The sequence below is a fragment of the Streptomyces sp. NBC_00190 genome, assembly GCF_036203305.1.
Lineage (GTDB): Bacteria > Actinomycetota > Actinomycetes > Streptomycetales > Streptomycetaceae > Streptomyces.
Genome location: NZ_CP108131.1, coordinates 734,474 through 755,705 on the forward strand (window position 1 = coordinate 734,474; position 21,232 = coordinate 755,705).

The 21,232-nt window shown below is 71.1% G+C and carries 20 protein-coding genes and 2 pseudogenes; 18 read left to right on the forward strand and 4 right to left on the reverse strand.

Features of this window, described 5'->3' with window-relative positions:
• Positions 1-85: 85 nt before the first annotated feature.
• The 7 genes and pseudogenes from OG429_RS03855 to OG429_RS03885 form a co-directional block, all read left to right on the forward strand.
• Positions 86-358 (forward strand): annotated as a pseudogene (locus OG429_RS03855) (serine hydrolase); the annotation flags it as partial.
• A gap of 192 nt (positions 359-550) precedes the next feature.
• Entirely contained in the window at positions 551-1,159 is a 609-nt protein-coding gene (locus tag OG429_RS03860; RefSeq protein ID WP_328923850.1) for a GNAT family N-acetyltransferase, read from the forward strand.
• 284 nt (positions 1,160-1,443) lie between these two features.
• Positions 1,444-2,010 carry a TetR/AcrR family transcriptional regulator gene (locus OG429_RS03865; protein ID WP_328923851.1) on the forward strand — a complete coding sequence of 189 codons (567 nt, stop codon included), beginning with the start codon at positions 1,444-1,446 and terminating at the stop codon, positions 2,008-2,010.
• A 101-nt stretch (positions 2,011-2,111) separates the two neighbouring features.
• A complete protein-coding gene (locus OG429_RS03870; protein WP_328923852.1) occupies positions 2,112-2,654 on the forward strand; it encodes an SRPBCC family protein in 543 nt (180 codons plus the stop codon).
• Between the two features lie 51 nt (positions 2,655-2,705).
• Positions 2,706-3,065: pseudogene (locus OG429_RS03875) on the forward strand (carotenoid oxygenase family protein); the annotation flags it as partial.
• Positions 3,066-3,092: 27 nt separating this feature from the next.
• The gene (locus tag OG429_RS03880; RefSeq protein ID WP_328923853.1) at positions 3,093-3,662 is read left to right on the forward strand and encodes a matrixin family metalloprotease; all 570 of its coding nucleotides are present in this window, start codon (positions 3,093-3,095) and stop codon (positions 3,660-3,662) included.
• Positions 3,663-3,664: 2 nt separating this feature from the next.
• Entirely contained in the window at positions 3,665-4,219 is a 555-nt protein-coding gene (locus tag OG429_RS03885) for a hypothetical protein (protein ID WP_328923854.1), read from the forward strand.
• 60 nt (positions 4,220-4,279) lie between these two features.
• On the opposite strand, the gene OG429_RS03890 is transcribed toward OG429_RS03885, so the two are convergent.
• The 3 genes from OG429_RS03890 to OG429_RS03900 form a co-directional block, all read right to left on the reverse strand.
• Positions 4,280-4,969 (reverse strand): hypothetical protein, encoded by a 690-nt coding sequence (locus tag OG429_RS03890; RefSeq protein ID WP_328923855.1) that lies wholly within the window; start codon positions 4,967-4,969, stop codon positions 4,280-4,282.
• Between the two features lie 405 nt (positions 4,970-5,374).
• Complete coding sequence (locus OG429_RS03895) at positions 5,375-6,640, reverse strand: serine hydrolase domain-containing protein (RefSeq protein ID WP_328923856.1); 1,266 nt, start codon at positions 6,638-6,640, stop codon at positions 5,375-5,377.
• Between the two features lie 67 nt (positions 6,641-6,707).
• Positions 6,708-7,607 carry an alpha/beta hydrolase gene (locus OG429_RS03900; RefSeq protein ID WP_328923857.1) on the reverse strand — a complete coding sequence of 300 codons (900 nt, stop codon included), beginning with the start codon at positions 7,605-7,607 and terminating at the stop codon, positions 6,708-6,710.
• Between the two features lie 107 nt (positions 7,608-7,714).
• On the opposite strand from OG429_RS03900, the gene OG429_RS03905 reads away from it, so the two are divergent.
• From OG429_RS03905 to OG429_RS03930, 6 genes are all read left to right on the forward strand, one after another.
• Entirely contained in the window at positions 7,715-8,749 is a 1,035-nt protein-coding gene (locus OG429_RS03905; RefSeq protein ID WP_328923858.1) for a helix-turn-helix domain-containing protein, read from the forward strand.
• Positions 8,750-8,854: 105 nt separating this feature from the next.
• Complete coding sequence (locus OG429_RS03910; RefSeq protein ID WP_328923859.1) at positions 8,855-9,226, forward strand: hypothetical protein; 372 nt, start codon at positions 8,855-8,857, stop codon at positions 9,224-9,226.
• A 349-nt stretch (positions 9,227-9,575) separates the two neighbouring features.
• Positions 9,576-9,785, forward strand: coding sequence for a hypothetical protein (locus OG429_RS03915; protein ID WP_328923860.1), 210 nt, complete (start codon positions 9,576-9,578; stop codon positions 9,783-9,785).
• An 85-nt stretch (positions 9,786-9,870) separates the two neighbouring features.
• A complete protein-coding gene (locus OG429_RS03920; RefSeq protein ID WP_328923861.1) occupies positions 9,871-10,575 on the forward strand; it encodes a restriction endonuclease in 705 nt (234 codons plus the stop codon).
• 107 nt (positions 10,576-10,682) lie between these two features.
• Positions 10,683-11,210: a GNAT family N-acetyltransferase gene (locus OG429_RS03925; protein WP_328923862.1), complete on the forward strand. Its 528-nt coding sequence runs from the start codon at positions 10,683-10,685 to the stop codon at positions 11,208-11,210.
• A 273-nt stretch (positions 11,211-11,483) separates the two neighbouring features.
• Entirely contained in the window at positions 11,484-13,394 is a 1,911-nt protein-coding gene (locus OG429_RS03930) for a hypothetical protein (protein ID WP_328923863.1), read from the forward strand.
• A 22-nt stretch (positions 13,395-13,416) separates the two neighbouring features.
• Here OG429_RS03930 and OG429_RS03935 read toward each other — a convergent pair whose 3' ends face one another.
• Positions 13,417-14,799, reverse strand: coding sequence for a hypothetical protein (locus OG429_RS03935; protein ID WP_328923864.1), 1,383 nt, complete (start codon positions 14,797-14,799; stop codon positions 13,417-13,419).
• 536 nt (positions 14,800-15,335) lie between these two features.
• Here OG429_RS03935 and OG429_RS03945 point away from each other — a divergent pair.
• The 5 genes from OG429_RS03945 to OG429_RS03965 all read left to right on the forward strand — a co-directional run bounded on the left by OG429_RS03945 (position 15,336) and on the right by OG429_RS03965 (position 21,175).
• Complete coding sequence (locus OG429_RS03945; protein ID WP_328923865.1) at positions 15,336-15,773, forward strand: hypothetical protein; 438 nt, start codon at positions 15,336-15,338, stop codon at positions 15,771-15,773.
• 391 nt (positions 15,774-16,164) lie between these two features.
• Complete coding sequence (locus OG429_RS03950) at positions 16,165-16,494, forward strand: hypothetical protein (RefSeq protein WP_328923866.1); 330 nt, start codon at positions 16,165-16,167, stop codon at positions 16,492-16,494.
• A gap of 4 nt (positions 16,495-16,498) precedes the next feature.
• Positions 16,499-19,309: a vWA domain-containing protein gene (locus OG429_RS03955; protein ID WP_328923867.1), complete on the forward strand. Its 2,811-nt coding sequence runs from the start codon at positions 16,499-16,501 to the stop codon at positions 19,307-19,309.
• A complete protein-coding gene (locus OG429_RS03960; RefSeq protein WP_328923868.1) occupies positions 19,306-20,757 on the forward strand; it encodes an extracellular solute-binding protein in 1,452 nt (483 codons plus the stop codon). Before OG429_RS03955 ends, OG429_RS03960 begins: the two co-directional genes overlap by 4 nt.
• A gap of 187 nt (positions 20,758-20,944) precedes the next feature.
• Positions 20,945-21,175 (forward strand): response regulator transcription factor, encoded by a 231-nt coding sequence (locus tag OG429_RS03965; RefSeq protein WP_328923869.1) that lies wholly within the window; start codon positions 20,945-20,947, stop codon positions 21,173-21,175.
• The last annotated feature ends 57 nt before the right edge of the window (positions 21,176-21,232 follow it).

The following is a 21,232-nucleotide window of genomic DNA, read 5'->3' on the forward strand; positions in this document are numbered from 1 at the left end:
ATGGCACGGCTTTCGTTCTTCCAGGCGGCAGCGGCGCGGCCGGCGCAGAGCCGTGCAGGCCGCGGCCGCTGTGGCTGTCGGCCTCATGACGATGGGGGTCGCGGCGCAGCCCGCGGCGTTCGCCGCCGCCAGGCCGGACACCGTCCAGCAGGGCATCAACGCGCTGGTGCACACCGACGGCCTGCCCGCCGTGCTGGCGAGCGTCAAGGACCGCGACGGCCACGCCCGTACGTACACCGCAGGGGTGGGCGACCTGGCCACCGGCTCGAAGGTCCCGGCCGACGGGCAGGTGCGGATCGGCAGCAGCAGCGAGGCGTTCACCGCCGTGGTCGCCCTGCAACTGGTCGGTGAAGGGAAGAGGACGAGCATCCCGACCGACGGGGCGGCCACGAAGCATCTCGAGCGTGTCGTCGACACGGCCCTGTGCCCCGCCGGACAGAACGGAGCCTAGATTCGGCACACGGTCCCGCGCTCTTCCTGTGACGCTCACGTGCCCGCGAGCGGACACCCGCCGGACGTCGAAGATCATCAAGGGTGCAGAATGATCTATATGCCGATAACGAACACCGTGACGAAGGCAACGGCCGCCGACGCTCAACTCGTCAGCCGCACCCTGGCCTTCGCCTTCGACGATGACCCGATGATGCGCTGGTTCTTCCCCGATGACTCGACTCGCGAGGCGGGGCTGGGCCGTTACTTCGCCACACTCTTCACCCGGCAGTACGCCCGCCACGGCGTGTGCGAGCGCACCGACGCGGCGACCGCCTTCTGGGTGCCGCCGGAGGGGCAGGCGAAGGCCGTCCCTGACGCGGAGACCATCGAGGAGCTCCAGAACATCCTCGGCGACCGGGCTCCGCTGTTCCGCGACGCCGTCATGGCGGCGGCCGAGCACGGACCGACGGAACCTCACTGGTACCTGGCGGTGATCGGCGCCGACCCGGCCGCCCGGGGCCAGGGACACGGGGCCGCCCTGCTCCGCTCGGGGCTGGCCAAGGCCGACGCGGCGGGGCTGCCCGTCTACCTGGAGTCCTCCAAACCGTCCAACCTCCCCGTCTACGAGCACTTCGGCTTCACCGTGCGCGAAGAGGTGCGACTGCCTGGTGGCGGGCCGGTGCTGTGGGCCATGCGGCGCGAGCCCCGCCTCCCGGCCGACGACTAGAAAACTCCTGACCGACTGATCCGGGAGACCGGCGCCGTCGTTTCGCCGACGCCGCGACGTCGAGCTGCTGCCGCAGAACTCCGCTGCGCACGCCCGCCACTTGGGGCTTGCGGAGACCGAGTCGGCGGTGCAGCCCGACGCAGGGCAGCCGCTTCGCGAACTCCTCCCGGCGGCGCGCGCACCCGCCCGGCTCCGCAGCGTCGACCGCCCAGGCCCCTCGCCCGCCCACAGGATTCCGCCATGGGTGGGTTGACGCTCAATAGTGTGAGTGATTGAGTACTCACATGAAGACGGAACGCCCCCGCCAGCTGTCCACCGCCGAAGAACGCCGCGAAACGGTGCTGCGCACCGCCATCGGCGCCTTCGCCGCCCGCGGCTACTGGGGTACCACCACGACCGAGGTGGCCAAGGCGGCCGGCATCTCCCAGGCGTACGTCTACCGTCTCTTCCCGAACAAGGAACTGCTGTTCACGGCGGTGGTCGAGCATTGCTTCGTGCAGGTGCGAGCCGGCCTGGAGCAGGCCGCGGCCGATGCGACGGGGAGTTCGCCGGAGGTGGTCCTGGGGGCCATGGGACAGGCTTACGCCCGCCTGATCAGCGACAACGACCTGATGCTGATCCAGCTCCACGCCCAGGCGGCGGCCGTCTCCGAGCAGGCCGTACGCGAGGCGGTCCGCCAGGGCTACGCCCGGCTGGTGGAGTACGTGCGCGGCGCCTCCGGCGGGACCGAGGAGCAGGTCCAGGAGTTCTTCGCGCGCGGCATGCTGTGTCACCTCATCGTCTCCATGGGCGCCGACGAGGTCGACGCACCCTGGACCCGGACGCTGGCGGCGGGCATCAGGCACTACTGACACCCGCCTGCACTCACGCAGCCGGGCGTTTCGGCGGGGCGCATGTCCCGCCATTCTTCAGGCGCGCACTTGTGAGTGGTTAACCACACAATTGCTATGCAGTGCAGTCCACCGCCACCATCCGCAGCCCCGGCGCCGTACTCGCGCCGCCCACCGTCCACACCCACTGCCCCATCGCCAGATCCACCGAGAGGACACACACCATGTTCACCATTGACGAGACCGCCCCCGTCATCGTCCGCCTGTCCACCGCGATCGACGCCCCGCTGGAGCGCGTCTGGGCCCTGCACACCGACATCGACGCCTGGGCGAGTTGGAACGCGGACGTCGACCAGGCCGAGCTCGACGGCCCGCTGCTGCCCGGAAGCTCCTTCCACTGGAAGACCCACGGCCTGGACATCACCTCCACCGTCCGCGAGATCATCCCCGGCGAGCGCGTGGTCTGGGGCGGCCCCGCAGCCGGCATCGAGGGCGTCCACGTCTGGACCTTCGAGCAGACCGGCGGCCAGGTCACCGTCCGCACCGAGGAGTCCTGGAGCGGCGCCCCCGTCGACGCCGACGCCACGGTGCTCGGCCCGGCCCTCCACGACTCCCTGACCGCCTGGCTCGCAGCCCTCAAGGCCCGGGCCGAGCAGACCGGCTGACGCCACCTCGGCCAACCCTCCCCCAGCCGTCACCGCCGGTACCGCAACCACTGGGTGCGCACCCCCGCCCTGGACGGCGCCCCCTACATGACCGAGCACGGCCCGGACATGACCGCCAGCATCGCGGGCACCCACGTCATCGAGCACGCCGGACGCCTGCTCGCCCTGCGCGAGGCCGACTTCCCCTTCGAGCTCACCCCCGAGCTGGACACCGTCGGCGCCTACGACGCCGACGGCTGCATCGTCCTTGAAGGCCCGTCAGTGGACCGGGAGGGCTTCCAGCTCCTGGTCCTCGACGTCCGACAGCTGAACCCGCCGCCCCCGGGGGTCATCGGTTCGGGACACACGGACGACTCCCGAACACCGCGCCGCCGATCCGATCACCCACACGAGCGGTGTCGCGCGGAGTGATCACCGCCGACGCTACGATGCCGCGCCATGACCCATCCCCGTGTCCGCCCGTCAGGGCTCGCCGCGGCTACCGCCGCCGTCGTCTTCCTGGCCGTACCGCACCCCGCGATGGCCTCTTCCGCACGCGCGGCGGCCCCGTGCATCAACGGCGAGACCGAGACACGCCACAAGAGCGCCGTGGACGACGGGGAGATCAGGTGGACGGACGAGACCACCTACGACGAGTCCCGCAAGTGGGCGATCTCCAGCTGGTCCTACTCCGGGCGCAAGATCAAGATCATGGCGGACGGTGCCACCACGGTCAACGACCTCGCATTCCGGGACGTCGACAGCGGCACCGGTGACGCCGTGGCGCAGTACGTGTGGGACGACCGGATCGGGGCGACCGACATCATCCGCTTCAACCGGAAGAAGATGACCGGTCATTCACGGGACTTCCAGCGTGCTGTGGGCGCTCACGAACTCGGTCACGCCCTGGGGCTGTGCCACAAGTCGGACGCCATCGCATCACTGATGTGGACGAAGGTGCGCGACGACCCGGCGATCACCGGACCGCAGCCGGTCGACAAGGACAACTACAAGAAGCTCTGGGGCTGAGGATGAACCGCAAGACCACCGCTGCCGTGGTGTCCGTCGCCGCCCTGTGCGCGGCCGGGGCGTCGGCGTACGCCTATTGGTCGGGCGAGCCGGCCACGGTCCACGCCCTGTGTTCCCCGGACCTGTCCCGGCCCGAGTACGTCGCCACCTTCGCCCATCAGGTAGCCATCGGCACGGTGACCGAACGGGTCGGGTACAAGGCGAACGGGCCGGGGCGCGGGGACGATCAGGGCGGGGTGATCCTGTCGAAGTTCACGGTGGACCGGGCGCTGAAGGGGGAACCGCCCGCCGTGGTCACGCTCGCACAGGCCGCCCGGCGGCAGGCCGACGGATCGTTCACGACGTACGAGCCGCAGATCCAGGTGCTGGAGCCGGGGCAGCGGTACACGGTGGCGATCGGGAAGAGCGTCGAGGAGGGCGGGATGTGGGTGTGGGGTGCCGACAGGATCGGCGGGCCCGGCGCCGTCTCCCAGGAGGAGGCATGGGTGAAGGCCGTCGACTCCCGTACCCCGATCCCGGAGCCGACGGCCTGTGATGACGTGATCGACGTCAGCTAGGGGCGGTTCCCGCACCACCGCGGAGCCGTCCGGACTGCCCCGGCCCGCCCAACAGGGGGACTAGACAAGGACGTTGACGGCGCGGGCGATGACGAGGCCGAGGACGAGCAGCGAGACCAGGGCCTGGATGCTCATGGCGATCTTGGCCCAGGGTGCCAGGGGCATGACGTCGGTGGGGCTGAAGGCGGTGGCGTTGGTGAGCGCGAGGTAGAGGTAGTCGATGTAGCGGGGCCGCCACTGCGGGGAATGCACCTCGGGGCTGAGGTGCTGGGGGAAGGCGAGCTGGGGGATACGGGGCACGTGGTGGGCACGCGCGGCGGCTCCGCCACTGTCGAGCTCGAAATACAGCAGGGAGAAAGCGAGAACGGTGATGACCCAGACGGTCCCGCCCGCCTGCAGCAGGCTGTCGGCGGAACTGGTCTCCTTCCCGTTGTGGATGATGTCGTCGACGAGCCTGATCGTCGACCACACGGCACTGAACGCCAAGACGCCGACCAGCGCGATCGAGGCGGCGCGCAGGACGGTGGAGCGGCGGTCGATCCGGCCGGGATCGCCTGCGATCAGCGCCACGAGAAGCAACCCCTCGACGGCAGGGAGCACCCAGCCTTGCGCCGGACTCAGGTCGTCGGGCAGCAGCAACGTCAGCACGATCACAGCCACAACGGCAAGGGCCATGGGCCAGCGGGCCTCACCGACGACCACGTGTGGGGTCTGCGGTGCGAGCGAGCGGGACGTGTCATGTCTACTCATCCGGAGTAGTCCTGGCGGGCGGCGCTGAGGTGTGCGCGCTCAGCGGCTGCGCGTACGGCGTCCGCGGCAGGGGCAGATGCCGGACGCGCACAGGACGGACCGGTGGCGGACAAGATCGTCGGCGGTTTCGGGCGGCGAGCCTTGGCATGGGTAGATGGTCTCGTTGATTGCGCATCGGATGGTGATGCCACGCCCCACTCGATGCAACTCCGGTGGGGATACGGGCTCGGCAGGTGTGGCTGGGCAAGGGGGACGGCAGATCGTCATCTGGCGTCCTCCCTGCTCCGCCGGCAGGGAGGACCCGGGGTTCGGCACCGTCCCGCCGGGGGGCCGCCTCCGTGCCCACGCTCACTCGTGGGACGGACGCCCCGCGACGGGCTCGGCACCCCGGGTCCTGGCCCGGTGCTACGGGACGACCGACGGGACCTGCGAGGCGTGCTCGGCCCGCGCCGGATCTCCCTTGTCGCACATCGCCTGCCGGTACAGCGCCAACAGCGCGTCGTCGATGGGGTGGTGCTGCGGCTTCCCCGAGGAGTCCCGCTCGTTCCACCTCTGGAGGTTGATCGCCACGGACATCTGACGCTGGCCGTCTGCCCGGGTCAGGGACATCGTTCCGGCTCCCCAGACCGTGCCGTCGTGGCCCCAGAACGTGCCACAGCCCTGGATGGTGACCTTGTGCAGACCGAGGCCGTACTCGATCGTCGATCCGTCCAGGGCGCGGACCGGCAGCGTGCGCTGCATCTGCGCCAGCGACGACCGGTCGACGATCTTGCCGTCGAGCAGCTTGCCGTAGAAGCGGTTGAGGTCGTCCATGGTCGACACCAGGGCGGCCCCCGTCCCCGTCCAGGACATGTTGTAGACGCTGTAGTCGCGCGGCGGGTCGATCAGGCCGTACAGGGCCTCGTACATCCGCGAGTGCGGTCCCTCGATGCGCGGCCCGGTCGGAAACCCGGTGTGCCGGAGCCCAGCGCGTTCGATGACGTTCCGGGTGATGTACTCCTCGGCCGCCGTACCGGTCGCCTGCTCCAGGAGTTGGCCGAGGAGCAGGTAGTTGGTGTTGGAGTACACCCCCTCAGGGGCTCCGGGTTCGCCGACGGGTGGCGCCGTGAGCCCCATCTCGATCAGCTCGGCCGGGCGGAACTGCCGGAACCGGTTGTCGTCCAGGCTCTTGGCCGAGGCGTCCGGCCGAGAAGGGAACCCCTGGAGCGACGGGAACGCGTAGGGGATGTAATCGGGGATGCCGCTGGTGTGGTTGAGCAGCATCCGAACCGTGATCTTCCTGCCGCGCTCTCCCGGCACCAGCCGCGGCAGATAGCCGCCGATCGGCGCGTCGAGCCGGATCCGGCCCTGCTCGACCTGCTGCATGACGGCGGCGGCGGTGAAGGTCTTGGTGATGCTGCCGACGCGCTGCCGCATGTCGGGCGTGACGGGCCGCCCCGTCCTGACATCGGCGACCCCGGAAGCGCCGCTCCATGTCCGGCCGGCACCGCGCACTTCGGCGTACACCCCCGGCACCCCCGCGCGGTGGACACCGTCCAGGGCGGACTTCAGTCGGCTGTCGCCGTCGGCCGGCACCGCCCTCGTCCCGTCGGGCGAGGGAGCTGCCGCCACCGTGCCGGTACAAGCGATCAGCGCGGCCGCGCTCGCGCACAACACCAGTCGTCTCTTCATGACGTCCGTCCTTTCGTGATCAATGAGTGCAACGGGGAACTCCCCCGTGCCTTTCGGTGTCCACGGCTCACTCCGCCAGCGCGCGGCGCAGGGCGGCGCCGAGTTCGGCGATCTGGCGCTGCGAGACGTCGGCCGAGAGGATCGCCTGCGATCCGTGGAAGGTGCCGGGCCACTGGTGGAGCTCGACCGACACGCCCGCCTGCATCAGGCGCAGCGCGTACGCGATGCCCTCATCGCGGTTCGGACAGAATTCCGCGGTGGCGATGTAGGCCGGTGGCAGGCCGGACAGGTCGGTGGCCCGCGCGGCGGCCGCGTACGGTGTGGCGGGCTGGGAGCCCAGGTAGTGCCGCCACGCCGTGGTGAGCTTGCCGCGATCGAACCAGGGCGTGTCGGTGAAGTTCCGCGCCGACCACGTCTCCTGCCGGTCGTCCAGTCCGGGCTGGTTGAGCAGTTGGAAGCGGATCGCCGGCCCCTGCTCGTCACGCGCCCGCAAGGCCACCGCGGCCGCGAGGTTCGCACCGGCGCTGTGACCGCCGACCGCGATCCGCGCCGGGTCGATGCCGAGTTCGTCGCCGTGCTCGGCCGCCCAGGTCAGTACGGCGTACGAGTCGTCCAGGGCAGCCGGGAACCGGTGCTCGGGCGCCAGGCGGTAGCCCACCGAGATCACCACCGCCCCGGAGAGGTCCGCCACCCGGGCGGCCCAGGGATGCTCGGTGTCCAGGTCACCGAAGACTCCGCCGCCACCGTGCAGCCAGACGACGGCGCTCTGTGCGTGGCCGCGCGGGCGATAGACCCGCACCGCCACGTCCGGATCAGCGGACACCGTGCGGTCCTCGACCTCCATGTGCGAGGTGTCCGGCGCCGGCGCGGCAGCGGCACGCGCGGCGAACTCCTTGCGCGAGGTGACCGGGTCGTTCAGGTCCAAGTGCGGGAGGAACGGGATGAAGGCTTCGAGTTCGGGATCCATGACGACCATCCTCACGGTCCGTCACCCAGGGGTCATCCGCCATCCGTCGCGCATCCCGCCCCGGTCACGCACCGATCGGCGCACGCTTGTCCTTCTATCCTTCCGTCATGGAAGCACTGGCCGTACGGCTGTCGGGACTGGATCCGTATGTCGACGGCGCGATGCGCATCGTCGCCTTCTACGACACGCTGATGCGCCGACGGGTGGATCTCCCGGCGCTCGCCAGGGCCTCGGCGGGCCTGGCCGAGTGCGTGGCCGGGATCCGGCTCCACGGCACGGGGCGGGCGATCCGCATCTCGCCCGACGGCAGGCAGGCGTCCGACACACCGTCACCCGCGTCCACCACGACGCCGATCACCCTCGACGAGGAGGTGATCGGCACGGCGTGGCTGGAACGCCCCGGCCCACCGAATCCGCTCGACGACGTACTCCTCGACCGGCTCGCCATCGCCGCCGCGGCCGTCGCCGAGCGGTACGGCCCGGCCCGCACCACGATGGCCGACCCCGCCCTCGTCGAACTGGCGATCAGCCCCGACAGCGACGAGGCGGCCAGGGCGCGGGCGCTTCGACTCCTGGGTTTCGCCGCCGACCTGCCGGTCCACGTGGTCGCCGTACGGTCCCAGCTTCCGCTCGACCGGATCGGCGGCCTCGTATGCCCGGCCCGCCCGGTGAAGGCGGCGCCGCTCGCCGACGTGGGCGTCATCCTGGCCACCACCATCGCCCCGGCCCGTTTTCCGGCAGGCGTACGCGCGGGGATCAGCGCCGCCGACAGCCCCGACCGATCCTGGCGGGAAGCGCGCACCGCGCTCCGCTTCACGACCCCGCGCGAACCTGTGATCCGCCATGCCGACCTGGGCGCGCTGGCGCTCCTGGCCGAGGTGCCCCAGGACACCGCGCGCCGCAACGTCGACGTGGCCGCCGTCGCCCGGATCGCCGGCAGTCCGGAAGACCTGGAGACTCTGGACACCTACTGCGCCACCGGATCCCTGCGCCGGGCCGCGGACCTCCTCCACCTGCATCACAGCAGCATCGCCCGGCGACTCGAACAGATCGCGAAGACCTTGGACATCGAGCTCACCGAGCCCACCGGGCTGACACGGGCCAGGCTCGCCCTCACGGCGTGGCGGCTGCTGAACGACTGACGGCGGGCGGAGCGGGCGGGACGAGCGGGGCGGGCAGGCAGGGCAGGGCAGGCACCCGGAGGAAAGTGACACGGACGGCTGGTAACCCTCTGCAAGACTCACCGTATGAGAGTTCGATGCACCAGGATCATCCACCCACAGGCCGATCTCCCCGTTGCGGAGTACGACGGAATCCGGGTTGGGGGCATCTACACGGTGCTGGAGATCGAGGTCCTCGCCGACAGCGAGGTACAGATCCGCGTGCTGGGCGAGGACTCGGAGGAGCCCGGACTGTTCTGGGACGTCGCCGACTTCGACGTGCTCGATGCCGGCATGCCGGCGTGCTGGGCCCTCGTCCTGGAGAACGGCGGCCTGAGCCTGGCACCCGCACTGTGGCAGCGCCCCGGCTTCTGGAACGACTACTACCGCCGGGACCCGCGGGCGCTGGCCGACTTCGAGACCGTCAAGCGTGAACTGCTCGACGACACCGCGCTGTAGGTGACCGCCGGGAGTCGGCGGCCGGATCTTCGACGAAGTAGTGCGAGACGGCCGTGTCCCGGACGTCACGGAGCAGGAACACGGCCCTGCGGTCACGGTAGAAGTCCTTGTCCCAGGAGAGTTCGGCCGGTGTCCACCGGGTGACTCGGTCGTCGTGGGTGCCCGTCCGGGGCGATGGCGGTGAACCCGTGGACGTCTTCGAACACGCGGCCCCGCGGAATCCGGCCAGCGCGTCGTGTTGCCGCCAATCACCAGCGATCTGGCCACAGCGCCGCCGGCCTCGGGCTACACAAGAACGAGGGGGCTGTCGTCCGCTGCCCCGTAGGGGTACTGGCGGGGGGCTGGGCGCTTGTTGACGATCAACGTGGCGGTGCTGCTGGTGGTCATCGTCGTTCTGCGGCTGCGTCGGCGCACACAGGCCCGGAGCCGGTTCGACGAGAAGATGACCGTGATCATCGTTCTGGCGCTGGGGATCGTCCTCGCTCCCACCGAGGTCGGTCAGGGCGTTGCCGACTTCCTCGGCCAGCTCGTCAGCGGCGTCTCCCAGGCCGGCCAGTGACCATCACACACCACCTCCCTCTTCCGGCCGGGTGGTGCGCCGTGGCCTCGCAACACGCTGTCCATCCCTGCCCGGGGAGCATCAGGTGAGCGGGCGTCGTCCTGTCCGGCGTTCCGGCCAGCGGCCCGGGCGGCCCCGGCAGCGGAAGGATCAACGCCTGGAGCAGGTGGTCCTCGCCGCTCTCGCGGCCGCGGTTCTGTTCAGCCTGGCGACGGCCGCGCTGCGGTGGCTGTCCGCCCACCCCTGGACCGTGGCCGTCGTATTGCCGGCGGCAGCCGCGGCCTTCGCCGCGTGGGCGTGGCGCCGCAGGGAGGCCGCCCGGTGGGACCAGGTACGGGCGAGCGGCCTGCGCTACGTGCTCGGACAGCTCGATGGTCTGCATCATCGGGAATTCGAGTTCGCGGTGCGGGACCTGATGCGCCGCGACGGCTGCGCAGACGCGCGACAGGTCGGCGGACGCGGCGACAACGGCGCCGACGTCAAGGCCACCGACCCGTACGGGCGCCGGTGGGTCATCCAGTGCAAGCACCGGAAGGACGGCTGGTCGGGGAAGCCTGTCGGCACCCCCGACCTCCACGTCCTCAACGGCACCGGCAGGCAGGTCCACCACGGCGACGTCCTGGTCATGCTCACCAACGGCCGGATCACCGGCAACGCCGCCCAGTTCGCCAAGTCCCAAAGACTCCACCTGGTCGACCGCCACCTCCTCGCCGAATGGGCCGGCGGATCCCGCCCGCTGTGGGACCTCCTGCGCGCCCTCCCTCCGACCGGCCGTCAGGTCGGCCCCTGAAACAACACTGCCCGCCTGCCGGACCCCGGCCTGACGGAGGACCGGCAGGGCACAACGCGGTTCGGAGCGCACGAGCGGCCGTCCGACCCGGTCGGTAGCATGACCGGATGATTGAGGTTCGTGACGCTGGTCCGGACGACGGCGACGTGCTCGGTGAGATCCACGCCACCGCCTGGGAGGTGGCCTATGCCCCCTTCTTCGAGCCGGAGTTCGCCGCCAGTGGAGTGCGCAGCAGGCGGAGCCGATGGCATGCCCGAATCAACGAAGGGGCGGGGACGATTCTGCTTGCCGTCCTCGATGGCCGCCCCTTGGCGCTGTCCGCCGTTCTGCCGTCTCCGACCAGACCGGGTGCCGCGGAGATCAGCAGCTTCTACAGTCACCCGGACAGCTGGGGCAGCGGTGTCGCCTCCGCGTTGATGACCGGGACGCTGCACCGTGTCCGCGATGAGGGATTCACCGGGGTGCACTTGTGGACGTTGCGTGACACCCCGCAATCCCGCCGCTTCTACACCAAGTGCGGCTTCACCGAATCCGGCGCCGCACGGGTCTACGACTTCGGCGACGGCAATCCCCTTGACCAGGTCGAATACGAGCGAGTCATCCCAACGCCCGCCGAGCCGCCCGCCTTCCCCTGACACCTCCGAGCAGGTCAGTGGAACGAGACGAAGTCCGTTGACCGGTCGCGCCCCTGCCGCTGGCTCCGCCCCTGGCTCGGCCGCCGCCACCCCTGCCGCCCCTGCCGCTGTTTCTGTCACACGATCGGATGTCGTTGCGGCCCCATCCGGTGGGACACGTCCCGACTCCCCCATCCCCAGGTCCGGATGCGTGCAAGGTGGGTCCAGCTTTCGGCGCCCCGGCACCCTCCGCCCGGCGCGCTGCCCTGCGCGCGACGGAAGGGCCTGTAACCGATGGCGATCGCGAGGACCCTGCTGCCCGCCCTGCTCTCCTTGGCACTGGCGGGCGTCCCCGCAGTGCTCCCCGGCCCCGCCGCGGCAGCAGTTGTGCCCTACGACGGGCAGACCCACCGCGAAACCGCCCTGTTCAGCGTGAAGTCCACCAACAACGCGGCGGCCCAGGCCTTCACCGTTTCCGGCACCCAGCTCTCCCGAGTCAGTGTCTACCTGGGCAGTGGTGCCGCGACCGGGACCGTGACCGCACAGGTCCGCCGGGTCCGCACCGACGCCGGGTCGGCGGTCGCGTCGAAGACGCTGGACCTCGCCGCCCTGGGCGGGGCCGGCGCGGGCTGGGTCGAATTCCCGGTCAGCGCCGCCGTCACCGCGGGCGCCACGTATTACCTGTTCGTCCAGGCGACCACCACGGAGAGCAAGCCCATCGCCTGGTACGGCACGCGGCAGTCCGTACCCGACTCGCTGACCAGCTGGAACTACGACAGGGCGTACTGGGGCGGCTGGCACGCCGACGCCTCCCGGCTGGCCTTCCACGTCAATCCCACCGGGAGCGAGCGCTGCGGGGAGACGGAGCCCTGCTACGTGCCCACATCGGCACTCGCGGCCCGTACCTCGGGACTGCTGACCAACCGGGTGGCCACCGAGGCCGTACTGCCCTCCTTCGCCGTAGGCGCCTCCTACGTGGACGGCAGCAACGTGCTGCGTCTGCCGTCCGGCCGGTGGCGGTACCTGCCCGACGGAGCCTCCGCGTCCACCGTGGTCGCGGCGGACGACCCGGGCGCCCTCGCGCAGGTCGACGAGAGCCGCGCCTGGCTGGCCACGGGCCAGCTGCCGGGGATCACCGCCGCCCAGCGGGCGGCTGCGCAGCGCGCCCTGCTGTCGATGCGGGCACTGCTGAAGCCGAGCGGCGCGTTCGCCGCGGGATGGTCGCCCGCCTGGCAGTACTCCTGGCCCCGGGACGGCGCTTTCGCCGCCGCCGCTTTCGCCGCCACCGGGCACGACGAGGAGGCGTACCGGATCCTCGGCTACGACGCGCGTACCCAGCGGGCCGACGGGACCTGGGAGGCGCGTACCAAGCTGGACGGCAGCGGACCGCCCGATGCCCGGAAGTGGCAGCTGGACGGCAACGGCTGGGTGCCCTGGGCCACCTGGCAGTGGTACCGGGCGGCGCCGCCGGACGGGCGGGACGAACGACTGCGCGAGCTCTACCCGATGGTGCGCAAGGCCGCCGACTACGCGGCGCGGTCCCTGGGGCCGGACGGGCTGCCGCCGGCGTCCCCGGACTACTGGGAGCTGGACACCGCGACCACCAACATCGGTACCGCCGCTCCGCTGCTGGCCGGGCTCAACGCCTCGGCGGACCTCGCCGCCCGGCTGGGCATGGGCGGGGACGCGGAGCGCTGGGAGGACGCGGCCCGGCGGCTGTCCGCCGGTATCGCCGACGCCTTCGCCCCGCTGGGTTACCAGCGGACCGTCGACGGCAAGCACGGCCGGGACAGTGCGGTCGCGTTCATGGCGCCCCCGTTCAACGCCGCCCCGCCCGGCCTCGGCGGAGCTCTGGACTCCACCTACCGGGCGCTGCTGCTGCCCAACGGCGGTGTCTCGCCCGGCAACGACCCCGATTTCAGCTGGGGATCGTACGCCTGGACGGCCAGTACCTCCTTCTTCGCCCTCGCCTGGTCGGGTACGGGCGAACAAGCGAGGGCGGCCAGGGTGCTGGACTGGGTTCTGTCGAAGCGGAACGGGCTGGGTGAGCTTCCCGAAACCGTGAACGGGGCCGGGCTGCCGTCCTCGGTCGCACCCTTGGGCTGGACGGACTCGCTGGTCGTGCTCACCGCGCTGGCCCTGCAGGGCTCCCCGCAGCCCGCCCCGCCGGCGCGGGCGAGTACCGCGCCGGCCAACGGGAACTGAGGCCGGACGCGCCGGCCGACGGTCAGCCGGTGCAGCCCGGGACCGCGCCGGCGGGGCTGCAGTTGTTCGGCCGGTTGTCGCGGATGATATCGCCGTTCAGGGTGAGGACGCCGGACGCCTTGAAGATGCCGCCGCCGTCGCCCGCCCGATTGTGGGTGATGGTGTTCTCCTCCAGCGTGGTGGTGCCCAGCCCCGTGGACCCTCCGGCGTGGTAGAGCCCGCCGCCCTGAGCCGTGCCGTCCTTCGCGGTGACCGTGTTCCGGAAGACGCTGTTGCGCCTGGCCGTCAGGGCACCACCGTCGGGGTTGTCGAGGCCGCCGCCCTGAGCCGTGCCGTTCGGTGCGTCAACGCTGTTGCCCGTGATGTGGCTGTCGGTCAGGTCGAGCGTGCCGAAGGGGCCCACGCGGACGCCACCACCTCGGGCGGTGCCGTTCTCGGCGACAGTCCGGTTGCCGCTGATCTTCACCTTGCTCACGGTCATCAGGGCGTTGTTCGCGATGCCGCCGCCCTGCGCGACACCGTGCGGCGCGTCCGACGTGTTGTCCCTGATGGCGCCGCCGGTCACGGTCAGTCTGCCGGGCTCCGGGATGCCGTTGGAGACGGCGGCACGTGCGAACCCGCCCGGGGCGAAGGAACGGTTCTTGCTGACGATCGTGTCCTCGACGGTCGCCTCGGCGAAGCTGATGATCCCGGCCCCGAAGGCGAAGCTCTGGGTGTCCTCGGTGACGGTCGCGGTGTTCCCGGTCAGCCGGGAGCGGGTGACGGTCAGCGGACCGTCGTTCACGACGGCGCCGCCGGCGGCGCCACCGCCGATGTCGCTCCCGCTGTAGATGACGTGGTTCCCGGCGACCTCGGTCTCGCTCAGGCTTCCGGTGCCGGGGTTGTCGATGGCGCCGCCCTGGGCGAACACGTCGGACCGGGACGTATTGCCGATGAATTTACTGCGGGTCACGCTCATCGTTCCGGTGTTGGAGATTCCGCCACCGCAGACGATGCCCGGGAGCTGGTCCTCGAAGAACGGGCAGTCGATGGCGAAGCCGCCCTTGATCGTGGTGCGGTCGAGCGTCAGATTTCCCGTCCCCGCGACAAAGAGGATACGGAACTTCGGAGCCGTCTTGTCGCGCGCGATCGTGGCGCCACGGCCGTCGATCGTGATCTCGCTGCTGATCTCCGGCAGCCCGTTGCCGGGGCTGCCCGGGTCGGGTGCCGTCAGTCGGTACGTGCACTTGTGCGCCAGCCGGATTGTGTCCGGTCCGGGTGAGCTGTTCGCGGTGTTGATCGCCGCGACGAGGTCCGGGACCGAGCAGCGAACCGTCACAGTGGCGGCGTGAGCGGCCGGGGCGGGAACCGCCACCAGCGCACCCGCGACAAGGCCGAGGACGGCCGGGACATGCCGACGAGACATCGGGGACTCCTCCTGTGTGCTGTACGGCCGGCCGTCAGGGCGCCGCGGTCGGCCGAGCCCAGCCGATCATGAGCAGCGGCCGTCGGCTTCCCGGCGTGATCCGTATGGCGCGCGCGGGCACCCCGTACGGGCGAGCGATGGCTCGGACGGGGCACGAAGGCGCAGAAGGGCCGAGACGCGCGAACGGGGGCATCGGCGGTCTCGGCGCCCGCGCCGTCCGGCTGCTGCGCGCCATCGCCGCCTGCCCGATCACCGCCGTGGACCCCGTCCCGGCCGCCCGGCACCGAGCCCTGGAATTCGGCGCGGACCTGGCCCAGCCTGCGCGAGCGGTCCTGACCGACGGCGGCTTTTACCAAAATCGATTCCGGACGTCAAGCCACGTATTCAAGTGGTGTGACAGCCGTCCCCTCGCAGGGTTTATTTGAAGTACGCCCCCACCGGGAACCCCCGGAGAATACGGGCCGAAACAATTACTCCCGGCCTTTTCTGCGGGACGATATTCACGCCCTCTTTTTTACACCGAATGGAGAATTCCCATGTTCGAGCGTTTCTCGACCCGTCGTATCGTTCTGGCCGGAGCTTCCCTGGCGCTGGTGGGTGGCGGTATCGCCCTTCCGGCGACCGCGATGGCCGCCCCGGTCGCCGCCCCGCAGCAGGCCGTCACCCTCGCCCATAGCGACGACAGCGCCGACGGCATCGGTACCGGCGGTGACTCCAACGCCGAGAACACCACGGTCGGTGGTACGGCCACCGGTGGCGCCGCGAACACCGGCGTCGGCAACTGCAAGGGCAAGTGCGTGATCAGCACCGGCAACGCCCAGGGCGGCAACGCCAGCGCCGACGCCACCAACCTCGGCGACGCCACGGCCGTCGGCGGCGACGGCACCGGCAAGGGCGGCACCGTGAACAAGGTCAACAAGCAGGTCATCAAGAACCAGCTCAAGCAGGACCTGAAGCAGAAGCTCGGTAAGTGACGACACCGACAGCCCCGCAGCCCCCGGGATTCCGTCCTGGCGAGCCGCCCGTACAGCAGATGCCGGAGAGGCCCACAACCTCTCCGGCATCTGCGGTGTGGGGCGACCACTCCTTCAATCGACTCATCGCGCCGGACCAGCCCCGGGCCGTGGTCCGCGGAGAGGACGGTTCGGCCCTGGTGCGGCTGCCAGTCGAGCCATTGGTGCCGGTCACACCCGGTCCGCGGGGGCCGCGGAACCAGCCGTGGCCGCCCGGCGGCCACGAGCGGGACGCCCCGGCGCGCGCGGGCGTGGATCTGTACTGGACCGATGTCTCCCCACGCCCCCAAGTCGCGTGCCATGATGCTGAGTTATGACCGAGGGGGAAGGTTTGTCGAATAGGGCTGTCCGCGTGCGCCTGGGGCAGGGTGCGAGCGCGAGCGATGTCGGGGCCCTGAAGGCGTGGCTCGAACGGGAGCACAAGCTGGAGGCGCTCAGAAGCAGCGGCGACCTGGAGATCAGGGAGCGCGCGGGGGCCGAAGAGCACCCCGGCAGCCCGATGGGGGCCGGGCTGGAGATCCTGCTGGTCGTGGTCGGCATCGTCGGCCCCGCGCTCTTCGACGACGTGTACAAGCAGGCGAAGAGCGGGGTACGGGCGTGGCGGGAGAACCGCCGCTCCGTGGAGCGGGGCGAACCACCGGAGGTCGAGGTCGAGGTCATGCCGGACGGCGACGCGAGGTAGTCCGGTGGCGCGCTTCGACCCGCGCGGGCGGGTGAACCGGGCACTGCTCGTCGGCGTACCCACGTACGAGTTCACGCAGCCCGGTCACCCCTTCGGAGTGCCCGGCAATCTTGAGGCGGTCGAGCACAATCTCGTCGGCCTCGCGGCTGCGCTGCGCGAGGGCGGGATGTTCGGCGAGGAGGAGATCGGAGTCTTCCGGCCGCTCAACGTGCACGAATTCGACCGTCGCCTGGACGACGCCGTCGACGAGGCCGAGGGCCTGCTCCTGCTCTACTTCTCCGGGCACGGTGCCGTGCCCAGCAACGGTGACGAACTGTGGCTCCTGATGCACTCGGCAACGATCGAGGCGGGCGCACAGTCGGTGTTCCGAGGCGCCATTACCTGGAAGAGCGTCCTGACCGTGCTGACCCACACCAGCGCGGAACACGTGGTCGTCGTGCTCGACTGCTGCTACGCGGGCAACGCGTCGGCGGCGTGGGACGCGCTCGACACCTCCCAGCGGCAGCGGATCTCGCTGTTGATGAGCGTGCAGGCCAACAACCGGATCGACGCGGGGGACGACGCCACCCCGACTCCCTTCACGGCGCAGCTGATACGCCTCCTGCGCGTCGACGACGGGCACGGGGCTCCCGTGGGTTTCAAGGAACTGGCGGAGAAGCTGTGGGCGTACATGTCCGTCCATCACACGACGCTGCGCGAGCCCGCCGAGAACTGGGAGCCGCAGAGCCGCCCGGCCGGTCCGGGCACGGACGTGCTGCTCGCAGCGGGCTCCGCACCCGACGCGAGCGCGTCGGACGGGCAGGGCGGGGGCCGGCCGGAGGACCAGGCGGACTCCGGGACCGACGGCCCGCAGCTCCAGGGCACGGCAGCCGAAACTGCCGTGACAGCCGAGACGGACTTAACAGCCGAGGCGGACGTGGCACGCGTGCCGTTATGGGGCCGCCGGTCGCTGTGGCCACTTCCCGGAAGTCGCCGCCCGCGCCCGGCCGACGAGCCGGGCCGGACGGGCCGTCCACGCCTCACCGGCAGGACCCGCGTGGCGGCGGTCAGCGCCGCGGTGCTCATCGTGCTCGCCGGTCTCGTCCCCGCCGGGCACCTACTCGCCGGATACCTCGCCGACGCGCTCCCCTGCAAGCCGCCGCTCGAACTCCGGCTGCTCACCGACCCCGACCTCGAGTCCACCGTGCGCAAGGCGACGGAGGTGTACCTGGTGTCGGAAGCGAACCGGACCGATGACGGCTGCCGACGCAACGGCATCACCGTGTACAGCGCCGGCGCCGCGCAGGTCGTCGCCGCGTTCCACGACCAGTCCGACCCGTGGCAGAGGCCCACGACCGAGACCGTCAATCCGCAGCGCGACATCGGCCCCCAGCCGGACATCTGGATTCCCGCGACCTCGGCGAGCGCCGCCCGCGCCCGCCCGCCCCAAGACCAGCGCAGCTACGCGGAACTGCTCGTCGACCCCGCCCCGTTCGCCTACTCGCCCCTCGTGCTCGCCGTGCCCCAGCAGCTCGCGCAGGAGGGCGTCTCCGAGCGGAGCGGCGGGCTCGCGACGCTGATGGACGCACTGCGCAAGCGGGAGGCGAAGGCGGAGGTACGGCGCCCGGACCCGGAGCGCACGGACTCGGGCCTGGTGGCGACCATCGGCCTGTACGGCGCGGGAGGTGCCGGAGGTACGGGAGGGATGAGCGCGGCTGCCACCGCCGAACACCTCGTCAGGCAGCCCGGACCGCCCTCGCCCACCAGCGGGGACCTGCTGTGCGTCCTGCCCGACGACGACGCCGTGGACGACCGCACCGCGGCCCTGGTGCCGGAGTTCCTGCTGAAGTCCGGAGTGGGCTGCCACAGCACGACCCGGGCCCGGCGGATGGCCGCCTATCCCGATGACGCGCCGGGCCTGGACCCCACGTTCGTACGGGTGCGCTGGCGGGAGGCCGTCCGCGACGAGGCAGCGCGGCAGGATGCGGTCGAGCGGTTCCGCGCCTGGCTGACCGGCACGGGTCAGGGCGCGGCGGCGGGCGGCAAGGGGAAGGCCGGGGAGGAGATCCGGGGCGGACTCGTCGAGTTCGGCAAGGACGGCTTCCGCAGCGCCGCGAACGAACACCGCCCCCTCGCCCCCGACCTCACCTTCAGCGGATTCGGCGCCCTGGGCAATCCCCATAGCCTTGCCGCCCCGGCCCGCCAGGCCGCGATGGCCACGGCGCTGAAGGAGTACCGGGAAGCCAGCGGGCCCGGGCGGGTGCTGTTCCTGCTCGACAGTTCCGGCTCGATGGGCGACCTGTGGCAGGGGCCCGGCGGCGCGCCCGGCATCGTCAAGCAGTCGCTCGGCGGCCTGGGCAACGAGGACGAGTACGGCGTCTGGGCCGTCGCGGCCGCGCCCGGCGCCCCGCTCGCGCACCAGGAGCTGCTGCCCTTCGGCCGGTACCGGCGCGGGGAGGCCGAGCGTGCCATCGACCAACGGGCCCAGGTCAAGGACCTGGAAGCGGATCCGTACCAGGCCCTGATCTCGGCCCTGGAGTACATGACGCAGCGCGGCGCCGACGACGACCGTCCGCGGCTGATCGTCTTCATCACCGACGACGAGGACAACAACCGGCTGGCCGAGGGCGGACACCTGGACGCCTTGCGCGCGTACGTGCGGGACAGGAAGGTTCCGGTGGTGATGGCATCCCTGGACAGCGGCGGCTGCGACAAGGGCAAGCCGGACGCCGTCGTCTCCGAGGCGACCGGCGGGCGCTGCCTGGACACCCGGACCGATCTGGTGGCCGGGCTGCGCGACGAGGTCGCCCGAGCGGGAACAGGAGGCGCGGAATGACGCCCCGCAGCAGACGGCGCGGTATGTACGGCCGGTGCCCACGCGCCCTGGCCGCGGTCCTCGTGGCGGTCCTCACGCTGGGTGCGTGCAGCGGGGCCGGCGACGGCGGGTCGAAAGCCGCGGGCCAGCCGGCTGACAGCGGTGCCGCGGAGGGCGACATCGTGGTGGCCAGCGGACGTGACGTCACCGGCAAGGGCGGCGTCCGGCAGAAGCTGATCGAGCACTGGAACCGGCAGCAGGAGGACACGGGCTCCAGCTTCCGGGCCCGTCTGGTCGAGCTGCCGGGCTCGGCGGACCAGCAGCGCAGCCAGCTGCTGGGCGCGCTGCAGTCCGGCAGTGCGGAGTACGACGTGGTCAACCTCGACGTGACCTGGGTGCCGGAGTTCGCGGACGCGGGCCTGGTCCAGCAGCTCCCCGACGACCTGGTGGACACCGACGTCATCCCCTCCGTCGCCGCCACGGCCAGCTGGGGCGGGAAGCTGTACGCCGCCCCGTTCAACAGCGATGTCGGGCTGCTCTTCTACCGCCGCGACTACCTGAAGAACTCGGGCGTCACGAACACCGAGCTCGGCAAGGGCACCGAGTGGTCCACGGTCCAGCAGCTCATCGGCACCGTGGGTGACGCCGGCCGGAGCGCGCAGAACGGCTACGAGAAGGGGTGGACCACCCAGCTCGCACCGTACGAGGGCCTCACCGTCAACGGCATCGAGTCGTTCGCCTCCGCCGTCGACGGCCTCCGCCTCACCGACGGGGCCGGCCAGTACACCGGTTCCGTGCAGGACCTGGAGGCGGGGCTGAAGGAGCTGCGCGACCGTACCAACGCCCCCTACACCTTGGGAGATGCCAGCCGCTCCGACGAGGCCGAGTCCCTCGGCGACTTCGCCGACGGCCGAACGGCCTTCCTGCGCCACTGGCCGTACGCCTACCGCAGCCTGCACCAGTCCCTGACCGACCAGCAGCTGGGGGTGGCCCCGCTGCCCGGCAAGGCGGTGCTGGGAGGCCAGAACCTGGCCGTGACCAAGGCGTCGAAGCGCGGCACCGCGGCCAAGGCGCTGATCAGGTTCCTCACCGGCCGGGACAGCGAGCGCTGTCTGCTCGACGAGGGGTTCGCGGCAACCAGGCTGTCCGCGTACAACGACAACGGCCTGACCTGCGCCACGGACAAACCCGCCGCCCCGGCTGCCACCGCGTCCGCGTCCCCATCCGCGTCCGCCGAGAGCACCGACCGCATGCCGCGGGACAAGCAGGGCCGCCCCGCGTACGCGCGCGACACCCTTCTTCCCGCGCTGCAGAACGCCGTCCAGCGCCCCCGCACCCCTCTGTACGGCGCCTTCACCCAGACCTTCACCACAGAACTGCGACGCCTCTACGCCGACAAACCCCCATCGGACGCGCAACTGGCGAAGGACCTGCACGCAAAGCTGAGGAGCGCGCTGCCCCACACGTGACGACGGCGCCCCTGGCCGCGTCGGCGCTCCCGTACGGACGTGCCCTGTCACACGCCTGTGACAGTCGGCGGACACCGTCATGAAGTCGAGCCGCCAGGCTCTTAAGAACAGACAAAAGAGACATTTAGCCCCCTGCTTCCGAGGACGTGAGCAGTGATGACCTAGCCGATTCGGCGGAGGAAATCCCATGAGCCTCACACTCGCGACGCCGCACACCGAAGCCCCCGCAGTCGCGCTGGCCCCGCGCGAGCAGGAAGCACTGCACCACATCGCCGCAGGTCACACCTACCTGCAGACGGCCCGCCACATGGGACTCTCCAAGCACACCGTCGACGCCTACCTCCGCCGCATCCGCGCCAAGCTGAACGTCCACAGCACCGCCGAGCTCACCCGACTGGCCATCGGCCTGGGGCTGTGACAGCAGGCCACCGAGCCGTTACACCGCGTACGGCACCCCTTCGGTCCCTCCTTCGGC